The organism is Bradyrhizobium sp. RD5-C2, from assembly GCF_019972155.1.
GTDB lineage: Bacteria > Pseudomonadota > Alphaproteobacteria > Rhizobiales > Xanthobacteraceae > Bradyrhizobium.
The window spans coordinates 102,984-121,393 of record NZ_BOVL01000006.1 but is presented as its reverse complement, the minus strand read 5'-3'; the positions used below and the strand labels follow the sequence as shown (position 1 = coordinate 121,393).

General features: G+C 65.5%; 17 protein-coding genes. 8 read left to right on the top strand and 9 right to left on the bottom strand.

The genetic code is table 11. The features are described from left to right. Positions 1–99: 99 nt before the first annotated feature. Positions 100–852: a triose-phosphate isomerase gene (tpiA, locus tag BraRD5C2_RS05490; protein WP_223967315.1), complete on the bottom strand. Its 753-nt coding sequence runs from the start codon at positions 850–852 to the stop codon at positions 100–102. 240 nt (positions 853–1,092) lie between these two features. Here tpiA and BraRD5C2_RS05485 point away from each other — a divergent pair, with 240 nt between their 5' ends. The 4 genes from BraRD5C2_RS05485 (at position 1,093) to moaC (ending at position 5,431) form a co-directional block, all read left to right on the top strand. Then, the gene (locus BraRD5C2_RS05485) at positions 1,093–2,994 is read left to right on the top strand and encodes a peptidylprolyl isomerase (RefSeq protein ID WP_223967314.1); all 1,902 of its coding nucleotides are present in this window, start codon (positions 1,093–1,095) and stop codon (positions 2,992–2,994) included. Positions 2,995–3,064: 70 nt separating this feature from the next. Next, complete coding sequence (gene trpD, locus BraRD5C2_RS05480) at positions 3,065–4,078, top strand: anthranilate phosphoribosyltransferase (protein WP_223967313.1); 1,014 nt, start codon at positions 3,065–3,067, stop codon at positions 4,076–4,078. 11 nt (positions 4,079–4,089) lie between these two features. Then, positions 4,090–4,911, top strand: coding sequence for an indole-3-glycerol phosphate synthase TrpC (trpC, locus tag BraRD5C2_RS05475; RefSeq protein WP_223967312.1), 822 nt, complete (start codon positions 4,090–4,092; stop codon positions 4,909–4,911). A gap of 4 nt (positions 4,912–4,915) precedes the next feature. After that, positions 4,916–5,431, top strand: a complete 516-nt coding sequence (moaC, locus tag BraRD5C2_RS05470; protein WP_223967311.1) for a cyclic pyranopterin monophosphate synthase MoaC — start codon at positions 4,916–4,918, stop codon at positions 5,429–5,431. A 16-nt stretch (positions 5,432–5,447) separates the two neighbouring features. Here the strand turns inward: moaC and BraRD5C2_RS05465 are convergent, their stop codons facing one another. Both BraRD5C2_RS05465 and BraRD5C2_RS05460 read right to left on the bottom strand, forming a co-directional pair. Further along, complete coding sequence (locus tag BraRD5C2_RS05465) at positions 5,448–5,612, bottom strand: Flp family type IVb pilin (protein ID WP_223967310.1); 165 nt, start codon at positions 5,610–5,612, stop codon at positions 5,448–5,450. 221 nt (positions 5,613–5,833) lie between these two features. Continuing rightward, positions 5,834–6,184, bottom strand: coding sequence for a hypothetical protein (locus BraRD5C2_RS05460; RefSeq protein ID WP_223967309.1), 351 nt, complete (start codon positions 6,182–6,184; stop codon positions 5,834–5,836). Between the two features lie 112 nt (positions 6,185–6,296). Here BraRD5C2_RS05460 and BraRD5C2_RS05455 point away from each other — a divergent pair, with 112 nt between their 5' ends. Both BraRD5C2_RS05455 and BraRD5C2_RS05450 read left to right on the top strand, forming a co-directional pair. Then, positions 6,297–9,029, top strand: coding sequence for a bifunctional diguanylate cyclase/phosphodiesterase (locus BraRD5C2_RS05455; RefSeq protein WP_223967308.1), 2,733 nt, complete (start codon positions 6,297–6,299; stop codon positions 9,027–9,029). Between the two features lie 25 nt (positions 9,030–9,054). Beyond that, positions 9,055–9,462 (top strand): nuclear transport factor 2 family protein, encoded by a 408-nt coding sequence (locus tag BraRD5C2_RS05450; protein WP_223967307.1) that lies wholly within the window; start codon positions 9,055–9,057, stop codon positions 9,460–9,462. 84 nt (positions 9,463–9,546) lie between these two features. On the opposite strand, the gene BraRD5C2_RS05445 is transcribed toward BraRD5C2_RS05450, so the two are convergent. The 6 genes from BraRD5C2_RS05445 to BraRD5C2_RS05420 form a co-directional block, all read right to left on the bottom strand. Next, positions 9,547–10,899: a S41 family peptidase gene (locus tag BraRD5C2_RS05445; RefSeq protein ID WP_223967306.1), complete on the bottom strand. Its 1,353-nt coding sequence runs from the start codon at positions 10,897–10,899 to the stop codon at positions 9,547–9,549. A gap of 184 nt (positions 10,900–11,083) precedes the next feature. After that, positions 11,084–12,271: an NADH:flavin oxidoreductase/NADH oxidase gene (locus BraRD5C2_RS05440; protein WP_223967305.1), complete on the bottom strand. Its 1,188-nt coding sequence runs from the start codon at positions 12,269–12,271 to the stop codon at positions 11,084–11,086. A gap of 136 nt (positions 12,272–12,407) precedes the next feature. Beyond that, entirely contained in the window at positions 12,408–12,680 is a 273-nt protein-coding gene (locus BraRD5C2_RS05435) for a hypothetical protein (RefSeq protein ID WP_223967304.1), read from the bottom strand. A gap of 173 nt (positions 12,681–12,853) precedes the next feature. After that, positions 12,854–13,867 (bottom strand): ABC transporter substrate-binding protein, encoded by a 1,014-nt coding sequence (locus BraRD5C2_RS05430; protein ID WP_223967303.1) that lies wholly within the window; start codon positions 13,865–13,867, stop codon positions 12,854–12,856. A 263-nt stretch (positions 13,868–14,130) separates the two neighbouring features. After that, a complete protein-coding gene (locus BraRD5C2_RS05425) occupies positions 14,131–15,042 on the bottom strand; it encodes an amino acid ABC transporter substrate-binding protein (RefSeq protein WP_223967302.1) in 912 nt (303 codons plus the stop codon). 110 nt (positions 15,043–15,152) lie between these two features. Then, on the bottom strand, positions 15,153–16,082 hold the full coding sequence (locus tag BraRD5C2_RS05420; protein ID WP_223967301.1) for a DUF3280 domain-containing protein: 930 nt from the start codon (positions 16,080–16,082) through the stop codon (positions 15,153–15,155). A 227-nt stretch (positions 16,083–16,309) separates the two neighbouring features. Here BraRD5C2_RS05420 and BraRD5C2_RS05415 point away from each other — a divergent pair, with 227 nt between their 5' ends. Both BraRD5C2_RS05415 and BraRD5C2_RS05410 read left to right on the top strand, forming a co-directional pair. Next, positions 16,310–17,731, top strand: coding sequence for a sensor histidine kinase (locus BraRD5C2_RS05415; protein WP_223967300.1), 1,422 nt, complete (start codon positions 16,310–16,312; stop codon positions 17,729–17,731). Further along, positions 17,728–18,390, top strand: a complete 663-nt coding sequence (locus tag BraRD5C2_RS05410) for a response regulator (RefSeq protein ID WP_223967299.1) — start codon at positions 17,728–17,730, stop codon at positions 18,388–18,390. Before BraRD5C2_RS05415 ends, BraRD5C2_RS05410 begins: the two co-directional genes overlap by 4 nt. The last annotated feature ends 20 nt before the right edge of the window (positions 18,391–18,410 follow it).

Here is an 18,410-nt window from a genome sequence, read left to right as displayed (position 1 = left end):
GCCCTTGGATGAAGCGGTCTCCCGTCCGCTACCGCACCGGACACTCTATCCGATCCGGCGATTCGAGACTTACAAGGATGACGGTGCGAGAACCGCCGCTCAGCAGCCCGCCGCGATCGCCAAAAAGTCCGATGCCTTCAGGCTGGCGCCGCCGACCAGCGCGCCGTTGACGTTGGCGACGGCCATCAACTCGGCGGCGTTCGACGGCTTCACCGAGCCGCCATAGAGGATCTTGATCCGGTTTCCCTCGCCCTTGAAGCGATCAGTGAGCTGACCCCGGATAAACCTGTGAACTTCCTCAACATCCTTGGCGGTCGGGGTCAGGCCGGTGCCGATCGCCCAGACCGGCTCATAGGCCACCACCAGATTGGCCGCGGTCGAGCCGTCGGGCAGCGAGCCCGCAAGCTGGGTGCCGCAGACATCGAGCGTCTTGCCGGCGTCGCGCTGCTCGCGCGTCTCGCCGATGCAGACGATCGCGGTCAGGCCGGCACGCCAGACGGCCTCCGCCTTCTGCCGAATCAAGCCATCGGTCTCGCCATGGTCGGCGCGCCGCTCGGAGTGGCCGACGATGATGGCGACCGCGCCGAGATCCCTAAACATTTCCGCCGAGAGGTCACCGGTGTGCGCGCCCGACGCCTTCGGGTGACAATCCTGGGCGCCGACGGCGACCTTCGAGCCGCGCGCCTTGTCGGCAAAGGCCCCGACCAAAGTCGCCGGCGGACAGACCAGGAGATCGGCCTTCCCGGCGACAGCGCCGGCACCGGCCAGCATCGCGTCGAACTCTGCAAAAGAGGATTTCAGGCCGTTCATTTTCCAGTTGCCGGCGATCAGCGGCCGGATGGCGTCGGTCATGTCGGATTTCCCATCGTTCAAGCGTGCCCCTGCGCTATCAGAGCCGGGCGGCGACTTCCAGAGTGCGGCTTCGCGCCTGCCGTGCGACGCTTCCGCCCGCGCGCTCGAGGTTGCGGGGGGACACGAGCCACTTTATAAGCGTTTTCAATTCGGTGACGCCCTGCTGCCGGACAAAAAGTCCCGACTTTTGGTCCCATTTGGGCACGACCCGGTTCCCCTCCTGTAAAACAAGTTGGACCCATGCTTCGAGGAATGCGGAAAGCCTCATCAAACTGGCTCGGCAAGACCATTATGGCCGTGGTGATGGGCGTTTTGATCGTCAGTTTCGGAATTTGGGGCATTGCCGACATCTTCAAGGGGTTTGGCCAGTCGACCTTCGCCAAGGTGGGCGGGACCGAGATTTCGGCCGAGCAGTTCCGCCAGATCTATACCGACCGGCTACAGCAGCTTGGCCGGCAGTTCGGCCGTCCGCTGACCCCGGACCAGGCGCGCGCCTTCGGCATTGATCGCCAGGTGCTGCAGCAGACGCTCGCGGAGGCCGCGCTGGACGAGGAAGCCCGCCGCATGGGCCTCAACCAGTCCGATGCCGAGGTGCTGCGCACGATCTACAACGATCCGAACTTCAAGGGCCTCAACGGCCAGTTCGATCCGCAGCGATTCCAGTCCGTGATCCGCAACTTCGGCTACACCGAGGGCCGCTACATCGCCGAGCAGCGCCGCGTCGGCCTACGGCGGCAGATCGCAGGCACCATCTCGTCCGGAATCGAGCCGACCAAATCGATGGTCGAGGCGCTGACCCGTTTCCAGAACGAACAGCGCTCGATCGACTTCGTCACGCTCGGCGCCGCACAGGCCGGCACCATCGATCCGCCTTCGCCCGAGGCGCTGGCCGCCTATTTCGAGGACCACAAGGTCCAGTTCCGCGCGCCCGAGTATCGCAAGATCGCCTTCGTCGCGATCACGCCGGAAGAAATCGGCAAGTGGGAAACCGTGTCCGACGAGGACGCCAAGAAGATCTTCGAGGAGCGCAAGGACCGGCTCAGCACGCCGGAGAAGCGCGAGGTCTCGCAGATCGTGTTTCCGGACGCCGGTGAGGCGCAGGCCGCCCGCGCCCGCATCACCTCGGGCGCCTCGTTCGACGACATCGCCAAGGAGCGCAAGCTCAATCCCGCCGACGTCAATCTCGGCCTGGTCGCGAAGTCTGCGATCCTCGATCCGGCTGTCGGCGACGCCGCCTTCTCCCTGCCCGCAGGTGAAGTCAGCCAGCCGGTCCAGGGCCGCTTCGGCGTGGCGCTGGTCAAGGTCGGCAAGATCGAGCCCGGCGTGACCCCGAGCTATGAGAGCCTTGCGCAGCAGGTGAAGAACGAGATCGCGACCGAGCGTGCCCGCACCAAGGTCGCCGAGCTCCGCGACAAGATGGAAGATGAGCGCGGCGGTGGCTCCAGCGTCCTCGACGCGGCGCAGAAGCTGAAATTGACCGCGGTCACCATCGACGCGATCGATCGCTCGGGGCGTCTGCCGAACGGCCAGGTCGCCTCAAACATCCCGCGCGGCCTCGACCTGGTGTCGCAGGCATTCAACAGCGACGTCGGCGTCGACAACGACCCGATCCAGTTCAACAACGGCTATGTCTGGTACGACGTGCTCGGCATCACGCCGTCGCGCGAGCGCACCCTCGACGAGGTCCGCGACCAGGTCGAGGCCAAGTGGCGCGAGGACCAGATCTCCGCCAAGCTGCGCGCCAAGGCGACCGAGATCGTCCAGAAGCTCGACAGCGGCGCCAAGCTCGCCGACGAGGCGACCGCGGCCGGCGTCAAGGTCGAGACCGCTGCGAACTTCCGCCGCGAGGCCACGCTGCCCAACGTGCCGGCCGGCGTGATCGCGGCCGCATTCCGCACCGCCAAGGACAGCGACGGACAGACCTCCGCGGCCGGCGGCAGCCAGTGGGTGGTGTTCCGCGTCACCGACGTGACGGTGCCCCCGGTCGACTTCGCCTCCAACGAGGTCAAGCAGCTCACCGAGGCACTGCGGCGCTCGCTCAGCGACGAGCAGGTCGCGCAATATGTCGCGAAGATCGAGACCGACATCGGTGTGTCCGTCAACCAGGCAGCCTTCGCACAGGTGACAGGCGCGAATAATTGAGCATGATCGGGACAGCGCGACAACGCGCTGCGCCGCGATCGAGCTCCAACAACAGACCCTGAGCCAGCGAATGGACGACCTGAAATCGATCATCGGAAAAGTCGCCACCGGCGCCACGCTGACGCGTGAAGAAGCGGCGTCAGCCTTCGACAGCATGATGTCGGGCGAAGCCACGCCCTCGCAGATGGGCGGGCTGTTGATGGCGCTACGGGTGCGCGGCGAGACCGTCGAAGAGATCACCGGCGCGGTGACCGCGATGCGCCGCAAAATGCTGCCGGTCACCGCACCGGCGGAGGCCGTCGACATTGTCGGCACCGGCGGCGACGGCTCCGGCTCGGTCAACGTCTCGACCTGCGCGGCCTTCATCGTGGCCGGCGCCGGTGTGCCCGTCGCCAAGCACGGCAACCGCGCGCTGTCGTCGCGTTCCGGCGCCGCCGATGTGCTGGCCGCGCTCGGCGTCAAGCTCGACCTGACGCCGGCGCAAGTGGGCCGCTGCGTCAAGGAAGCCGGCATCGGCTTCATGTTCGCGCCTTCGCATCATCCGGCCATGAAGAATGTCGGCCCGACCCGGGTCGAGCTCGCCACCCGCACCATCTTCAACCTGCTCGGGCCGCTGTCGAACCCGGCCGGCGTCAAGCGGCAGATGGTCGGCGTGTTCTCGCGGCAATGGGTGCAGCCGCTGGCGCAGGTGCTGAAGAACCTCGGCTCCGACAAGGTCTGGGTCGTGCACGGCTCCGACGGCCTCGACGAGATCACCCTCACCGGCCCGACCTTCGTTGCAACGCTGGAGAACGGCGAGATCAGGACATCAGAGGTGACGCCTGAAGATGCCGGCCTCGGCCGCGTCGGCGGTGACGCGTTGAAGGGCGGCGACGCCGATGCCAATGCGATCGCACTGTCGAGCGTGCTTGCCGGCAAGCCGAGCGCCTATCGTGACGTCGCTTTGCTCAACGCGGCCGCAGCCCTGATCGTGGCCGGCCGTGCCAAGGATTTGAAGGAAGGCGTGGCGATCGGCGCCCAGTCGCTCGACAGCGGCGCGGCCGCGGCGCGGTTGAAGCATCTGGTCGCGGTTTCCAACGGCTGAGAGCGCGAGACATGTCCGACATCCTGACCAAGATCGAGGCTTACAAGCGCGAGGAGATCGCCGCCGCGAAGCGCGCGCGTCCGCTTGCCGACGTCGAGGCGCAGGCGAAGGCGGCCTCGGCCCCGCGCGGCTTCGTCCGTGCGCTGAAGGACAAGCATGCTGGCGGCGACTACGCGCTGATCGCAGAGGTGAAGAAGGCCTCGCCCTCGAAAGGGCTGATCCGCGCCGACTTCGATCCGCCCGTGCTCGCGAAAGCCTATGAAGCCGGCGGCGCGGCGTGCCTGTCGGTGCTGACGGACGCGCCCTCGTTCCAGGGCCATCTCGACTTCATGGTCGCGGCCCGCGCGGCGACCAATCTGCCGGTGTTGCGCAAGGATTTCATGTTCGACACCTATCAGGTGGCGGAGGCGCGTGCCCACGGCGCCGACTGCATCCTGATCATCATGGCCGCGCTCGACGACACGGCGGCAAGGGAGATCGAGGACGCTGCACTCGGCTACGGCATGGACGTGCTGATCGAGATCCACGACCGCGCCGAGCTCGACCGTGCCCTAAAACTTCGCTCGCCGATGATCGGCGTCAACAACCGCAATCTGCGCACCTTCGAGACCACGCTTGCGACCAGCGAGGCGCTGGCGCCGCTGATCCCCGCCGACCGGCTGATGGTCGGCGAAAGCGGCATCTTCACGCCTGAGGACCTCGCCCGGCTCGAGCGCGTCGGAATGTCGACCTTCCTGGTCGGCGAGAGCCTGATGCGCCAGCAGGACGTCACCGCGGCCACCCGCACGTTGCTGACGCGGCAGGCCACACCGCGCGCCACCGGCACGCGCTGACGCGATGGCGCGCAAGGCCAAAGCCGGATCGAAGGGACCCGGCACCGCCCTCACCCATATCGACGCCAGGGGCGAGGCGCGCATGGTCGACGTCTCGGCCAAGCCAGCGACCGAACGGACCGCGGTCGCCGAAGGCCGCGTCCTGATGAGCAAGGCAACGCTGGCACTGATCGAGTCCGGACAGGCCAAGAAAGGCGACGTGCTGGCGACCGCGCGGATCGCAGGCATCATGGCGGCAAAGCGGACCTCGGAATTGATCCCGCTCTGCCATCCGCTGGCGCTGACCAAGGTCACGATCGATATCGCAACGGACGACAAGCTGCCCGGCTGCATCGTCCGCGCCGGCGTCAAGGTGACAGGCCCGACCGGCGTCGAGATGGAGGCATTGACCGCGGTTTCGGTCGCCTGCCTGACGATCTATGACATGGTCAAGGCGGTCGACCGCGGCATCCGGATCGAAGGCATTCACCTAGTCGAGAAGATCGGCGGCAAGTCCGGGCACTATCGCGCGGGCAAGTGATCGCGAGTGCGTTCGATCACTTCAGCGAGCCACTGATCGTATTGAAGGTGCCCGAGAGCTTGGTACCGACGCCCTTCACCGCGGCAATGATCGCGATCGCGATGCCGGTTGCAATCAGCCCGTATTCGATCGCGGTCGCGCCGGTTTCGTCGGCGCAAAAATTCTGCACAAGCTTCTTCATTATGACAACACTCACGTACTGAATCTTGCGAGACGACACGCAAACAATGTGCCGACGATGACGTCGAGTATGGTCATGGACTTAGATCGTAAACGGATGATTACATCGACTTCGTACGCGGCAAGAGATTCCGTGTAGCCGCACCGACCGGCAAAAATTGCAGTTCTGTTTCGGGAACTAATTGTCCCGTTGTGGATTATCGACGACGTGCCGCACCGATCTCAGGACGATGAGCGGTGGCGATTATCCGTTGTTCGAATCCAATCAAGGTGAGTGCGGTCTACCGCACTTGGAAATCCCAAATCGGAACACACAGAACTTCCGCCGGTTATTGCCAGAGCGATGATGACGAGGAGGGTCTGGTGAAAGGGCTGCTTATTGCCGTCGGAATTATCTTTGTTCTTTACATAGTCGATCAAAAATTTTCCCAGGGTCGATATACCGATGCTGTCCAGCGCATGACTACTCAGATGCGACATTCTTTCGGGGTCTAGTCGCGTTGGCTCCACCTCTTTCGGATTCACTTCCGGATCATCCAGAGAACATGACTTCTCGCGGCCACCCGCAAGCATTCGTTAACCAATCTCGCTAACCGGCGCTCCACTTCGTTTGGATACGACTTTCGCGGGCCGGAGGTGCGTGAAAGCTACTTCCGGGTGAAACGCCTGGAAGCGATAGCGTCAGATGAAGCAAAACGGCAGCGCCTCGTTCAACGTCACCTCAGTGATCGGCAGCGGTCCGATCCGCTGGCTGATCCTTGGCGGCGCCGTGCTGATGGCCGCGATTGCGATCGGCGCCACCTTGATGGCGGAGAATTTCCGCGAGCGCGCCCTGCACAACAGCGAGCGCGAGCTCGAGAACACCGTGCTGCTGCTGGCGCGGCATTTCGACCAGCAGCTCGACGACCTCGAGGTGGTCCAGCGCGACCTGATCGCGTTCATGCGCGACAACGGGATCGCGACGCCGGAGAACTACAAGCGCCGGATGTCCGCCGCCGACATCCATGCGATGCTCAAGTCCAAGATGGACGCGCTGTCCAATGTCGGCAGCCTCAACGTGTTCGACGCCGACGGCGCGCTGATCAACAGCTCGGGCGCCTGGCCGCTGCCGCAGGCCTCGATCGCCGATCGCGACTACTTCAACATCTTCAAATCCAGCCCTTACTCGCCCGACATGATGGTCGCGCCGGTGGTCAGCCGCGTCAGCGGAAACTGGACCACCGCGATCGTCCGCAAGGTCACGGGCCCGCACGGCGAGTTCCTTGGCGTGGTCGGGCGCGGCATCGAGCCGGCGACCTTCGAGAAATTCTTCTCGACCGTTGCGCTCGGCGAAGGCGCCGCGATCTCGATGCACCATCGCGACGGCACGCTGCTGGCGCGCTATCCCCATGTCGAGGAGATGATCGGGAAGAATTTCCGCACCGGTCCGGCCAATCAGCAGCAGGTGTTCGAGCAGCCCGCGAGCACCTCGCGCATGACCAGCCCGGTCGATGGCAAGGACCGCCTGGTGTCGTCGCGGGCGCTCACCAAATTCCCGATCGTCGTCGTCGCCACGACCACTACGGAAGCGGCGCTCGCCAACTGGCGCGAGCAGATCGGCATGCTGATCGCGGTGACCGCAGCATCGGTGCTGGCGATCGCGATCCTGCTGACGCTGGTGGTGCGCAAGCTGTTGCAGCAGCACCGAACCCAGCAGCAGCGCCTGACGCTGGAGAAGCTCCGGCTCGACACCGCCGTCAACAACATGACGCAGGGGCTGTTGCTGTTCGATGCCGCGCAGCGGCTGGTGATCTGCAACAAGCGCTATATCGAGATGTACGGATTGTCCGCCGACATCATCCGGCCTGGTTGCAGCTTCCGCGACGTCATCGTGCATCGCCACCTGACCGGTTCATTCCAGGGCGACGTCGAGCGCTACGTCAACCTCGTGCTGCGCGACGTCGGCATTCGCAACACCATGGTGATCGCGACGCCCGACGGGCGCTCGATCCAGGTCGTCAACGAGCCGCTGGCCGATGGCGGCTGGCTTGCGACCCACGAGGACGTCACCGAACGCCGCCGCGCCGAGGAGCGCATCACGCATCTTGCCCACTATGATGCGCTCACCGACCTGCCGAACCGCGCGCTGTTCCACGAGGAGATCAAGCGCGAGCTGCCGCATGTCGCCCCCGACAGCCAGCTCGCGGTGCTCTATATCGACATCGACGAATTCAAGGGCGTCAACGACTCGCTCGGTCACATGGTCGGCGATGAGCTGCTCAAGTCCGTTGCGCGGACGCTGAGCGGCGTGATCGGCGACGGCGATTTCGTCGCCCGGCTCGGCGGCGACGAATTCGCGATCGTGCAGACAGGCGTGAAGAACGACATCGAGGTCACCGACCTCGTTGCACGCATCTACGAGGTGATCCGTTCGCCCTATCAATGCCTCGGCCACCAGGTCACGACCGACGCCAGCATCGGCATTGCGCTGGCGCCGAGGGATGGCACCGATCTCGACCAGATCATGAAGAACGCCGATCTTGCGATGTATGCAGCGAAGTCAGCCGGCCGGCGCGTCGCGCGTTTCTTCGAACCGGCGATGGACGCCGATGCCCGCGCCCGCCGCGAGCTCGAGGTGGAGCTGCGGCAGACCATCGCCGCGGGCAGCGGGCTCGAAGTGTATTACCAGCCCTGCGTCGACCTGCGCAGCAACGAGATCACCGGCTGCGAGGCGCTGGTGCGCTGGCGCCATCCGGTGCGCGGCATGATCTCGCCGGCTGACTTCGTGCCGATCGCCGAGGAGACCGGCCTGATTAACCAGCTCGGCGAATGGGTGCTGATGACGGCCTGCAAGGAAGCCGTGAACTGGCCCGATCACGTCAAGCTCGCTGTCAACGTCTCGCCGGTCCAGTTCCGGACCGGCACGCTGGCGCTCAAGGTGATCGGCGCGCTGGCGGCATCAGGCCTGTCGGCGGGCCGGCTGGAGCTCGAGATCACCGAGGCCGTGCTGATCCGCGACGACGAGACGGCGCTGGCCGCGCTGCACCAGCTTCGCGCCATCGGCATCAGGATCGCGCTTGACGATTTCGGCACCGGCTATTCGTCGCTCAGCTATCTGAAGCGCTTCCCGTTCGACAAGATCAAGATCGACCGCTGCTTCGTCACCGATATCGCCGATCCGCAAGGTTCGGCCGGCATCGTCGAGGCCGTCGTCAATATCGCCGCCGAGCGCAGCATGACCACGACGGCGGAGGGCGTCGAGACCGCACAGCAGCAGCAATTGCTGCGCGAGCTCGGCTGTTCGGAAATGCAGGGCTATCTGTTCAGCCCGCCGAAGCCGGCCGCCCAGATCCGCGAGCTCCTGGCCGGGCATCGCCGCGGCCCCGCTGCGGGTCCGACCGCCACGCGCCGGCGCAAACCCGTCGCCGGCGCGGCGTGACCGCCTGATCAGGAGACCCCCGCGCTTGGCTCCGTCGAACACCGACCTCGATGCGGTTGCCGCTGCGGAGCACGCACTTGCCGCGGCGCACCTGACGCTCGACCTGGATGTGATCGATCGATTGATCCACCCGGACTACGTCATCGTGCAACCCGGCGGGGCGATCGAGACCAAAGCGGACGTGCTCGCCTCGTACCGGAGCGGAACGCGCCATTGGGAAGCCGCGCGCGTCGACGAGCTTGATATCCGGCTGTACCAGGACACGGCGGTCGTCGTCGGACGCTGGCTGGCGTCAGGCCGCAACGGTCCGGCCTCGTTCGATTATCGAGCGCGATTTCTGTCCGTTTGGGTCAGGCTCGGCGGCCGCTGGCAAAATCTCGCCTACCAGGCCACCGAGATCGCGCAAGATCACAGACGCGCAGTACCCAATTGACGCGCAAGGTGTCGGGTCGGATCCAGCCGGCAAGGTCCATGGACCTTGCCGCGGCGAGCGGCTTCGACCGGAAAACGACGGCGCCTAGTTCGGAACCGGCCGCTTCTGCGCGGCCTTGCTGTCCGCGTTCTTGGCGTCGGCGTTCACTGTGACGCCGCGCAGCTGGTTGAACGCCGCGGCCAGCGCCTTGTCGTTCTTCTCGTCCGGCGGCACGTAGGATTGCGAACCGGTCTGCTCGCCGCCTTCGGCCGCGAGGTGGCCGCGCATCGAGGCCTCGCCCTTGATCTCGGAGCGGGTCTTGAACTCGTCCGGCACGTCCTGCAGCACCTCGATGTCGGGCTTGATGCCAAGCGCCTGGATCGAATGGCCCGACGGGGTGAAATAGCGCGCCGTGGTCAGCGCCAGCGCGCCATTGCCGGCGCCGAGCGGAATGATGGTCTGCACCGATCCCTTGCCGAACGAGCGGGTGCCGATCAGGGTCGCGCGCTTGTGGTCGTGCAGCGCGCCGGCGACGATTTCGGAGGCCGAGGCCGAGCCACCATTGATCAGCACCACCAGCGGCTTGCCCTTGGTCATGTCGCCGCCATGGGCGGTGAAGCGCTGGGTCTCTTCCGGATTGCGGCCGCGGGTCGAAACCACCTCGCCGCGCTGCATCAGCGTCGACGTCACCGAGACCGCCTGGTCGAGCAGGCCGCCCGGGTTGTTGCGGAGGTCGACGACATAACCGTCGAGCTTGTCCTGCGGGACCTGCTTCTGGATCTCGCCGATCGCCTTGCGCAGGCCCTCGGTGGTCTGCTCGTTGAACGAGGTGATCCTGATGTAGCCGATGTCGCCGCCCTCGACGTGATACTTCACCGGGCGGACGCGGATGATCTCGCGGGTGATCGAGACCTCGATCGGCTTGTCGGCGTCCTTGCGGATGAGCTTCAGCCGGATCGAGCTGTTGGGCGCACCCTTCATCTTGTTGACGGCCTGGTCGAGCGTCAGACCCTGAATCTGCTCATCGTCGATAGAGGTGATCACGTCGCCCGACATGATGCCGGCGCGCGAAGCCGGCGTGTCGTCGATCGGCGCCACCACCTTGACGAAGCCGTCCTCCATCGTGACCTCGATGCCGAGCCCGCCGAACTCGCCATGCGTGGTCTCCTGCATCTCCGCCCAGCCCTTCTCGTTCATGTAGCGGGAGTGCGGATCGAGCGAGGAGATCATGCCGTTGATCGCCCCTTCGACGAGCTTGGAGTCCTCGGGCTTCTCGACGTAGTCGGTCTTGATCTTCTCGAACACCTCGCCGAACAGATTGAGCTGCGAATAGGTGTTGTCGGCATGCGCGGCGGCATTGGCGACGGCGAACAGATGCGCCCCCTGCGGCGAGGCCACGAGCAGGGTGAGACACGCTCCCGCAACCGTCCCGAGGAAGAAGCCAACATGTTTGCGCATTATCCGCGATCCTTTTTCGTATCGGCCGGCAACGTTCCGCAACGTTCGCCTGCCCCACCCCGACGGGGGCACCACACAACGGCTTTTTGGTCGGATCAAGGCCGCCACGTCACTGGACCATTACGGTCCTGTCACGATGCCCTGGTCAGCCCCAAATCAGCATTTAGTCACCCCAAAGCCGGCCTCAAGTCAGCTCCCGGTCGGTCTCTGGCCCAGCCTCCCGCAACCCGTTCTGCCAGGTCGATGGCCGAGTCCCGAATCCGCGCTTGGCCCGGGTGCCCAGCCAATAGCCAAACTGCGGAGGAACATTGCGAAATGGCCCTTCAACCCCGAGTTTTAGCGCGGCATCCATCGGCCAGTTGGGGTTATTGAGGATCTCCCGGCCGACCGCGATCAAATCTGCTTGTTTATTGCGCAGGATTTGCTCGGCCTGGTCACCATGGATGATCAGCCCGACCGCCATGGTCATGATATCGGCATGCCGGCGCACATATTCCGCCAGCGGCACCTGATAGTTGTATTTGATCTCCTTGCCCAGGATCGGCGCCATCTCGCTGATTCCCCCCGACGAGCAGTCGATCACATCGACGCCCTTCCCCTTCAGGATCGCCGCCAGCCCCGCGCTCTGCTCCGGACCCCAGCCGGCATTGTCCTCGACCGACAGCCGCACGAACAGCGGCTTGTGATCCGGCCAGTGCGCGCGCACCGCCTCGGTCACCTCGATCAGGAAGCGCATCCGGTTGGCTTCCGAGCCGCCATATTCATCGCTGCGCTGGTTGGAGCGCGCGGAGAGGAATTCGTGCACGAGATAGCCATGGGCGCCGTGCAGCTCCAGCACCTCGAACCCGGCCTCGTGCGCGCGCCGCGCCGCCTGCCCCCAGGCCGCGACGAGATCCTTCACCTCATGCGTTTCCAGCGCGCGCGGCACCGGCCAACGCTCGCTATGGGCGATCGCGCTCGGCGCCACCGGGGTCCAGGCGTCCCAGTCCTCGATTGCGGCGCTGCGTTCGAGTGGACGGTCACCCTCCCAGGGGCGGCTTGCGCGCGCCTTGCGGCCGGAATGGCCGAGCTGGATGCCGGCCACCGCGTTCTGCTGCTTGATGAAACTGACGAGCCGGCTGAGCGGCGCGACGAACTTGTCGTCCCAGATGCCGAGATCGCCGATCGTCCCGCAACCGCGACGCTCGACCTTGGTCGATTCGACGATCACGAGGCCGGCGCCGCCGGCGGCGAACTTGCCGGCATTCATCAGGTGCCAGTCGGTCGGAAAGCCCTTCTCGGCGGAATACTGATGCATCGGCGGCACCACGATGCGGTTCTTCAGCGTGACGCCGCGGATGGTCATCGGCGAAAACAGCAGCATATCGGACATCGCTTCCTCACCTCACGTCGTTACCCGGCACGCGGGACCGATCTTGTGTTTGCCGCCAACGATATACGCGCCGCGCGACGGCCGATAGAGGCGCGCGGCACGCACCTCCGAGGCGGCATCGATCAATGGGCTGTTCCTATTGAGCGGGCTTCCGGTTCGCCGACAGGTCGGTCGGGCAGTCCAGCCCGCATGCGATCGCCTTCTTCTGGTCGGCGACACGCCAGACCAGCAGCGCGACCAGGACGATGATGGTGACGGTGAGCTTGGCCAACGTGTCGTGATTCAATTTCGGCTCCGGGCAACAATCAGCATGAGCGACAATCATCCGCTGCAAACAAAACTGGCCCGGCCCCTCGGAGGCCGCGCCCGGCCCGTTGACCAGACCCGCATTGGAACTGCCCACCATCATGGTACGGACATGGCGCGGCCTGCAAGCTTTCCGGCCTGCATGGCAGCACGGCACAAGCCGGCGGCGATCGCGCTGGAACTTTCTCGTCTGTTTTGCGATGAAGAATGCCGCGATCTCCGGGAACCTGCCCGTCGATCACCTAGCCTATATGGGCTACATCCTCACGACGGCCGTCAACTCCGCGCGATCCTTGCTGCGCCCGCGGCGATCGCGTCGTTGAAGCTCGTATCCCAGAATTTTCCGACCTCCGCGCGCGCGTCGAGCACGCCGAGCTTGAGGAAGGTGTCGGCGACCTTCTGGTGGGTTTCCGGCACGTCAGGGCTCACACCGGCGAGCGAGAAGTCGTCGCTGCGGCGGGCGAACTGGTCGAGGATGTCCTGCAATGGCAGATGGGTTTCGGCCACCTGCGCCGCCGCATAGAGAGGAAAATTCTTGTTGGCGAACGCATAGGCGCGCTGGATCCGCAGCAACAGATCGCTCACGGCCGCGTGGCGCAGCGGATCGTCGACCGCCTTCGGATTGGCGTAGATCGGGAAGTTGCCCGAGAGATAGCCGACGCCGGTCTTGAGCAGCCGCGCGCCCTGCTTGGCGATGGCGAGCTGTCCGTTGTAGCCGTAGATCGCCCAGGCATCGAGCTTGCCGGAGGCGAACGCCGAGTAGCCGTCCGACGGCGTCAGATTGATGGCCTCGATATCGCCGAATGCAAGCCCGGCTTCCTCGAGCTGCTTGGCGAGGAAGTAGTGCGCCGTTGTCGCGCGCACATAGCCGACGCGCCTGCCCTTGAGATCGGCGATCGAATGGATCGGCGCATCCTTCGCCGCCACCGTGACCTGGATGTTGAGATCCTCATGGGTGACAGCGATGAAGCGCACCTTGGCGTTCTGGCGCGCGGCAAACATCGCCGGAATCTCACTGCCCGAACCGACGTCGAGCGCATCGCCGTTCAGTGCCTCGATGTGGAGCACGCCATTGTTGAGCTCCTTCCATTCGATCCTGTAAGGCGCCTTGTCCTCGCCGGCGGCCTGCAGCAGCGGACGCCAGCCCCCCTTGTAATACGCCACCCGCAAAGTGACGCCGCCGAGATCGGGACCCACGCCCGCCCCGCCCTCTGCGCGAACGCCGCTCGCAACCAGACTTCCGGCGAGAACGCCGAGCGCAGAACGTCGAGAGAGAGGTGGCGCGGTCACCGGCGCAGGCTCCTGATCAGCAGTCAAAACTGGTGCAAGATTAGGAGAAAACCCGCCGATGTATATGAGACGCTATTTCGTTTTTGGCCGCGCGCGCGAAAAGCCGTTCCAAAGATTGACGGCCTGGCGCGGTGATCTGTTTTCCGGTTGCACTATTGCCTCGGCATAGCCCGGATGAGCGAAGCGACATCCGGGGTCGCTCCGTCAGCCCCCACGATTGACACCCCGCATATCGCATCGCCATGCGGGCCACGGCAACTGCGCTACTTCGCAACCTCGTACACATCAGGATCAAAACTCGAGCTCGGATGAGCGAACGCATTGCGCAGCGCCGGCGAGATCGGGACGTTGTAGTTGATGCCGTTCGGCGGGGTCGGCTGCTCCAGCCACTTCTTGTACATGACCTCGATCTCCGGGCTCTTGTAGAGCTCGGCCGTCGCGCGGTCGGCGAGCGCCTTGAACGGCGCGTCCTCCCGGCGCAGCATGATCCCGAACGGTTCGGCCTTCGAGAACGCCTCCTCGCTGATCATGTAGAGCGAAGGCTGCTTGGATCTCGCAATCGCCACCGCAAGCTGGACGTCGTCGAGTGCATAGGCTTGGGCGCGATCGGTCTCCAGCATCAAAAACGCCTCGGCCTGGTCCTTGGCCGGCAGAACGTTGATGCCGAGCTTGCGTTCGGTGTTGACCTTGACGAGCTGCGTGAGGTTCACCGAGCCTGCAACGGCGGTGACCGACTTGCCCTTGAGGTCGTCGATGGTGTTGATGCCGGCGGACTTTTTGGCGGCAAATCGCGTCGCGCTCAGGAAGTGAGAGTTGGTGAAGGTCACCTGCTTCTGGCGCTCGGCGCTGTTGGTGGTCGCCGAGCAATGCAGGTCGATCGTGCCGTTGACCATCAGCGGGATTCGGTTCGACGAGGTCACCGGCAAATAGTCGACCGCTATGTCGGGCATGCCAAGCTCCTTCTTCACGGCATCGACGATCTTGAGGCAGATATCGAGCGCGAAGCCGATCGGCCGCTGATTGTCGTCGAGATAACTGAAGGGAACGGAGGCCTCCTGAAAGCCGAGCGTGACCTTCCTGGTCTCCTTGATCTTCTGCAGCGTGCCCGACGGCTCTTCGGCCGCCACGGGGCTTGCAGCGAGCGAGAGCGCGAAAAGGACGGCGGGCAAACGCATCGGCGGCTCCTGTGCGGTGATCGGATGGCGGTGATAGCCCACACACAGGCCCGGCGATAGAAGATGATGTGTCTATCAGCTATCGCGCTTTGCGATGGTCCGGATCGCTACTACTGCGCCTCACCCGCGAGCAGGCGGTCGCCGACCAAGTGAACCGCGCCGCGGGTCCAGGAATAATCGGCGCCCATCCGCAAGCCGCTGTCGCCGCGCGACACGACCGCGCCGCTGCGGGAGTCGCGCACCTGGAAGCCGACCGTGTATTCGGTCCGGCTGACCCGCCTGATCACGCCGATCAGCGATTGATCGGCACCGAGCTTCTGCGCGATCGCCGCCTCGCAACCGTCGCAGTCGCGCAGCGCCCGCACCTTGACGGGCTCGGCCATTGCGCCGGCGGTATCGACCAGGCGGTAGCGGCCCGATTGCGCAAGCCGGTCGCGGACGCCCTGGGTGACATCGGCCAAAATGGCAGCATCGGAGCCGGCAAGGCCGGACGACGGTGCCGCCGAATTATCCTCGAGCTCGAACGCGAACACCGCAAGCCCGATCTGCGGCGCGGCGGCCGGTGCCGTCGGCAGCGCAGCCGCAAGAACGGCGCGCACCTCGCGCGACACAAACATCCGCGCATGGTCCCATGCCTCGTCATTGTCGCCGCGAAACGTGTAGAGCTTTTCGTAAAGCACACGGCTCGCGCCGACATCGATGACGGCCACCTTGGCCCACTGCACCAGCGTGCTCATCTTCTGCACGCCGCCGACCACCTTGATCCGGGCCTCGCCTGCGGGCGCCGCTGACGGCACCAGGCGATAGCGCGGCTCCGCGGCAATATCGGCGCGCAGCGCGGCCATGAACGCATCCAGCCGCTTCTGATGGGTGGCGGTCTGATCGATCACCTCGCCCGAGGTGTCGACATAGCTGAAATCATCGATGTTGACGCCAAGCGGGGAAGCCGCAGCGGCACCGGTCTCGGCGCGCAGCGGACAATATCCGGCCAGAAGGCCGATCAACGCGAGAGCGTGCAAGACGAGGCGGGACTGGCGCATGATCGAGGCCTTTCAGGTGCTGATGCGGTCGGTTCGATCGCAACCTAGGCCGGCAGGCCGCCGCGCCGCAGCGGAACGCCTCCCGGCCGCCGCCGGGAAAATTTCACGACCGAGGTCCGCGCCCAAGGCAGTGCTTCTCGACACTTCCATTCTGCCGTTTAATGGGCATGACGGTCCTGCCCGCAACCACGCGCCGAAGGCCGTCTGCGACCTCCGAGGATACACCGATGTGGAATTGGTCCGGAAGCGATCTGAAGCTGCGGCTGACGTTGCGTGTGGCTGCGGTGTCGATGCTCTGCTTTGCTGCGATCTCCGGCTACTTCCTGATCGAGGCCGACCGCTCGGTGCGCGCCAGGATCGCGGCCGTTGCCGATGTCGCCGCCAGGACGCTGGAGCTGCAGCAGAGCAAGATCCAGTGGCTGAACAATCCACGCTCCGATTTCCCTGATCTCGACAGCGTGGCCGCCTCGGTCATGGCGCCCGGCCTGTGCCTCGCGTTTCGCGGCAACAGCGGCGAGATCAGCCAGCGGTTCTGCGGCGGCACGCAGACCGATGCGGCCGCGCCGCCGCAGGCCTTCGCGGCGCTCTATCGCCGCCTGTTCGATCCCGGCCGGGAGACCGTGCGCCCGGTGATTGCGCGCGGCCAGGCGATCGGCGAGGCCGTCGTTTGGGTCGATCCGGCGGTGCTGACGGCGGAAGCCTGGCACGACGCCGGCCGGCTGATGGCGGTGCTGATGCTCGCGCTGCCGCTGCTCTGCGCGCTGGTCTATGCGGCGCTGTCGCGTGCACTGCGTCCGACGCGGCTGATCCGCGACGGGCTCGAGCGGATCGCCGCTGGCGACCTCACGGCGCGCCTGCCGCCGTTCGACCTCGCCGAATTGTCGGCGGTCGGCGACGTCTTCAATCATCTCGCCGAACACCTCGCCGCTGCGCTGTCCGACCGCAACGCGCTGACGGAGAAGCTGATCGTGGTGCAGGACGAGGAGCGCCGGCATCTTGCGCGCGAGCTGCATGACGAGTTCGGGCAATCGCTGGTCGCGATCCGCGCGCTCGCCGCCTCGGCACGTCTGACCGCGGTCCAGGATTGCCCACCTTTGCTCGCCGAATGCGACGGCATCGCGCGCACCGCGACCGACATGATGGAGACGTTGCGCGGCGCCCTCTTCAGGTTGCGCCCGCCCGATGTCGACGAACTCGGCCTTGCGGCCAGCCTGGAGGGCCTGATCGCCGGCTGGAACGGCCGCAGCCGAGGACGTCAGCGGTTCGAGATCGCCATAGCGGGATCGTTCGGGCACATCCCCGCCTCCACCGGCGCCAACCTCTACCGCATCGTGCAGGAGGCGCTCACCAACGCCGCCAAGCACGCCGGCGCCACCCGCGTCACGCTGCGGCTTGAGATGCGCGAGACGGCGTCAGACGGCGGCGGCAGCGAAATCGTGCTCGCGATCGACGATGATGGCAGGCCCGGCGATCCCCAGGGCGATCCTCAGGTGAAGTCCGGCATGGGCCTGCTCGGCATGCGCGAGCGGGTCGCCGCGCTCGGCGGACGGCTGAGCTTCGCGGCCGGACAGTCCAACGGCTCTTCGCTCCGCGTCAGCGTTCCCGTCGCGACCGGTCGAGAGGCCGCATTCGTGGAACGCGCGGCATGAGCAATGCGGCGCGAACCATCATGCTGGTCGACGACCACGCCGTCGTTCGGGAGGGTTATCGGGCGATGCTGCAGAAGCAGCCGGGCCTCGCCGTCGTGGCCGAAGCCTCCGATGGCGTCGAGGCCTACCGCCTCTACAAGGAGACCGGGCCCGACCTCGTCATCATGGACCTGTCGATGCCCGGCATCGGCGGCATCGAGGCCATCCGGCGCCTCAGGCAGTGGGACAAGCGCGCAAAGATCCTTGTATTCACCATGCACCAGAACGCAGCTTTTGCCGTGCAGGCGATCCGCGCCGGCGCGAGCGGCTATGTCACCAAGATGAGCCCGCCGGAGACGCTGGTACACGCGGTGATGGAAGCGCTGTCGGGCAAGATCGCGATCAGTCCGGATATCGACCACGAACTCGCGCTCAGCCATCTCGCCGGCGAGCGCGCCGCCGCCGACCTGCTGACCGCGCGGGAATTCGAGGTGCTGCGCATGCTGCTCGCGGAGAAGACCACCGACGAGATCGCCGAGGCGCTGCATCTCAGCCCCAAGACGGTCGCGAACCTGCATTCCATGATCAAGGACAAGCTCGGCGTCGGCACGGACATCGAGCTGGTCCGCCTCGCGCTGCGCCAGGGCATTCTGACGCAGATCGATCTGGGCGAACGGTGAGCCCGCATCGCCCCGTGACT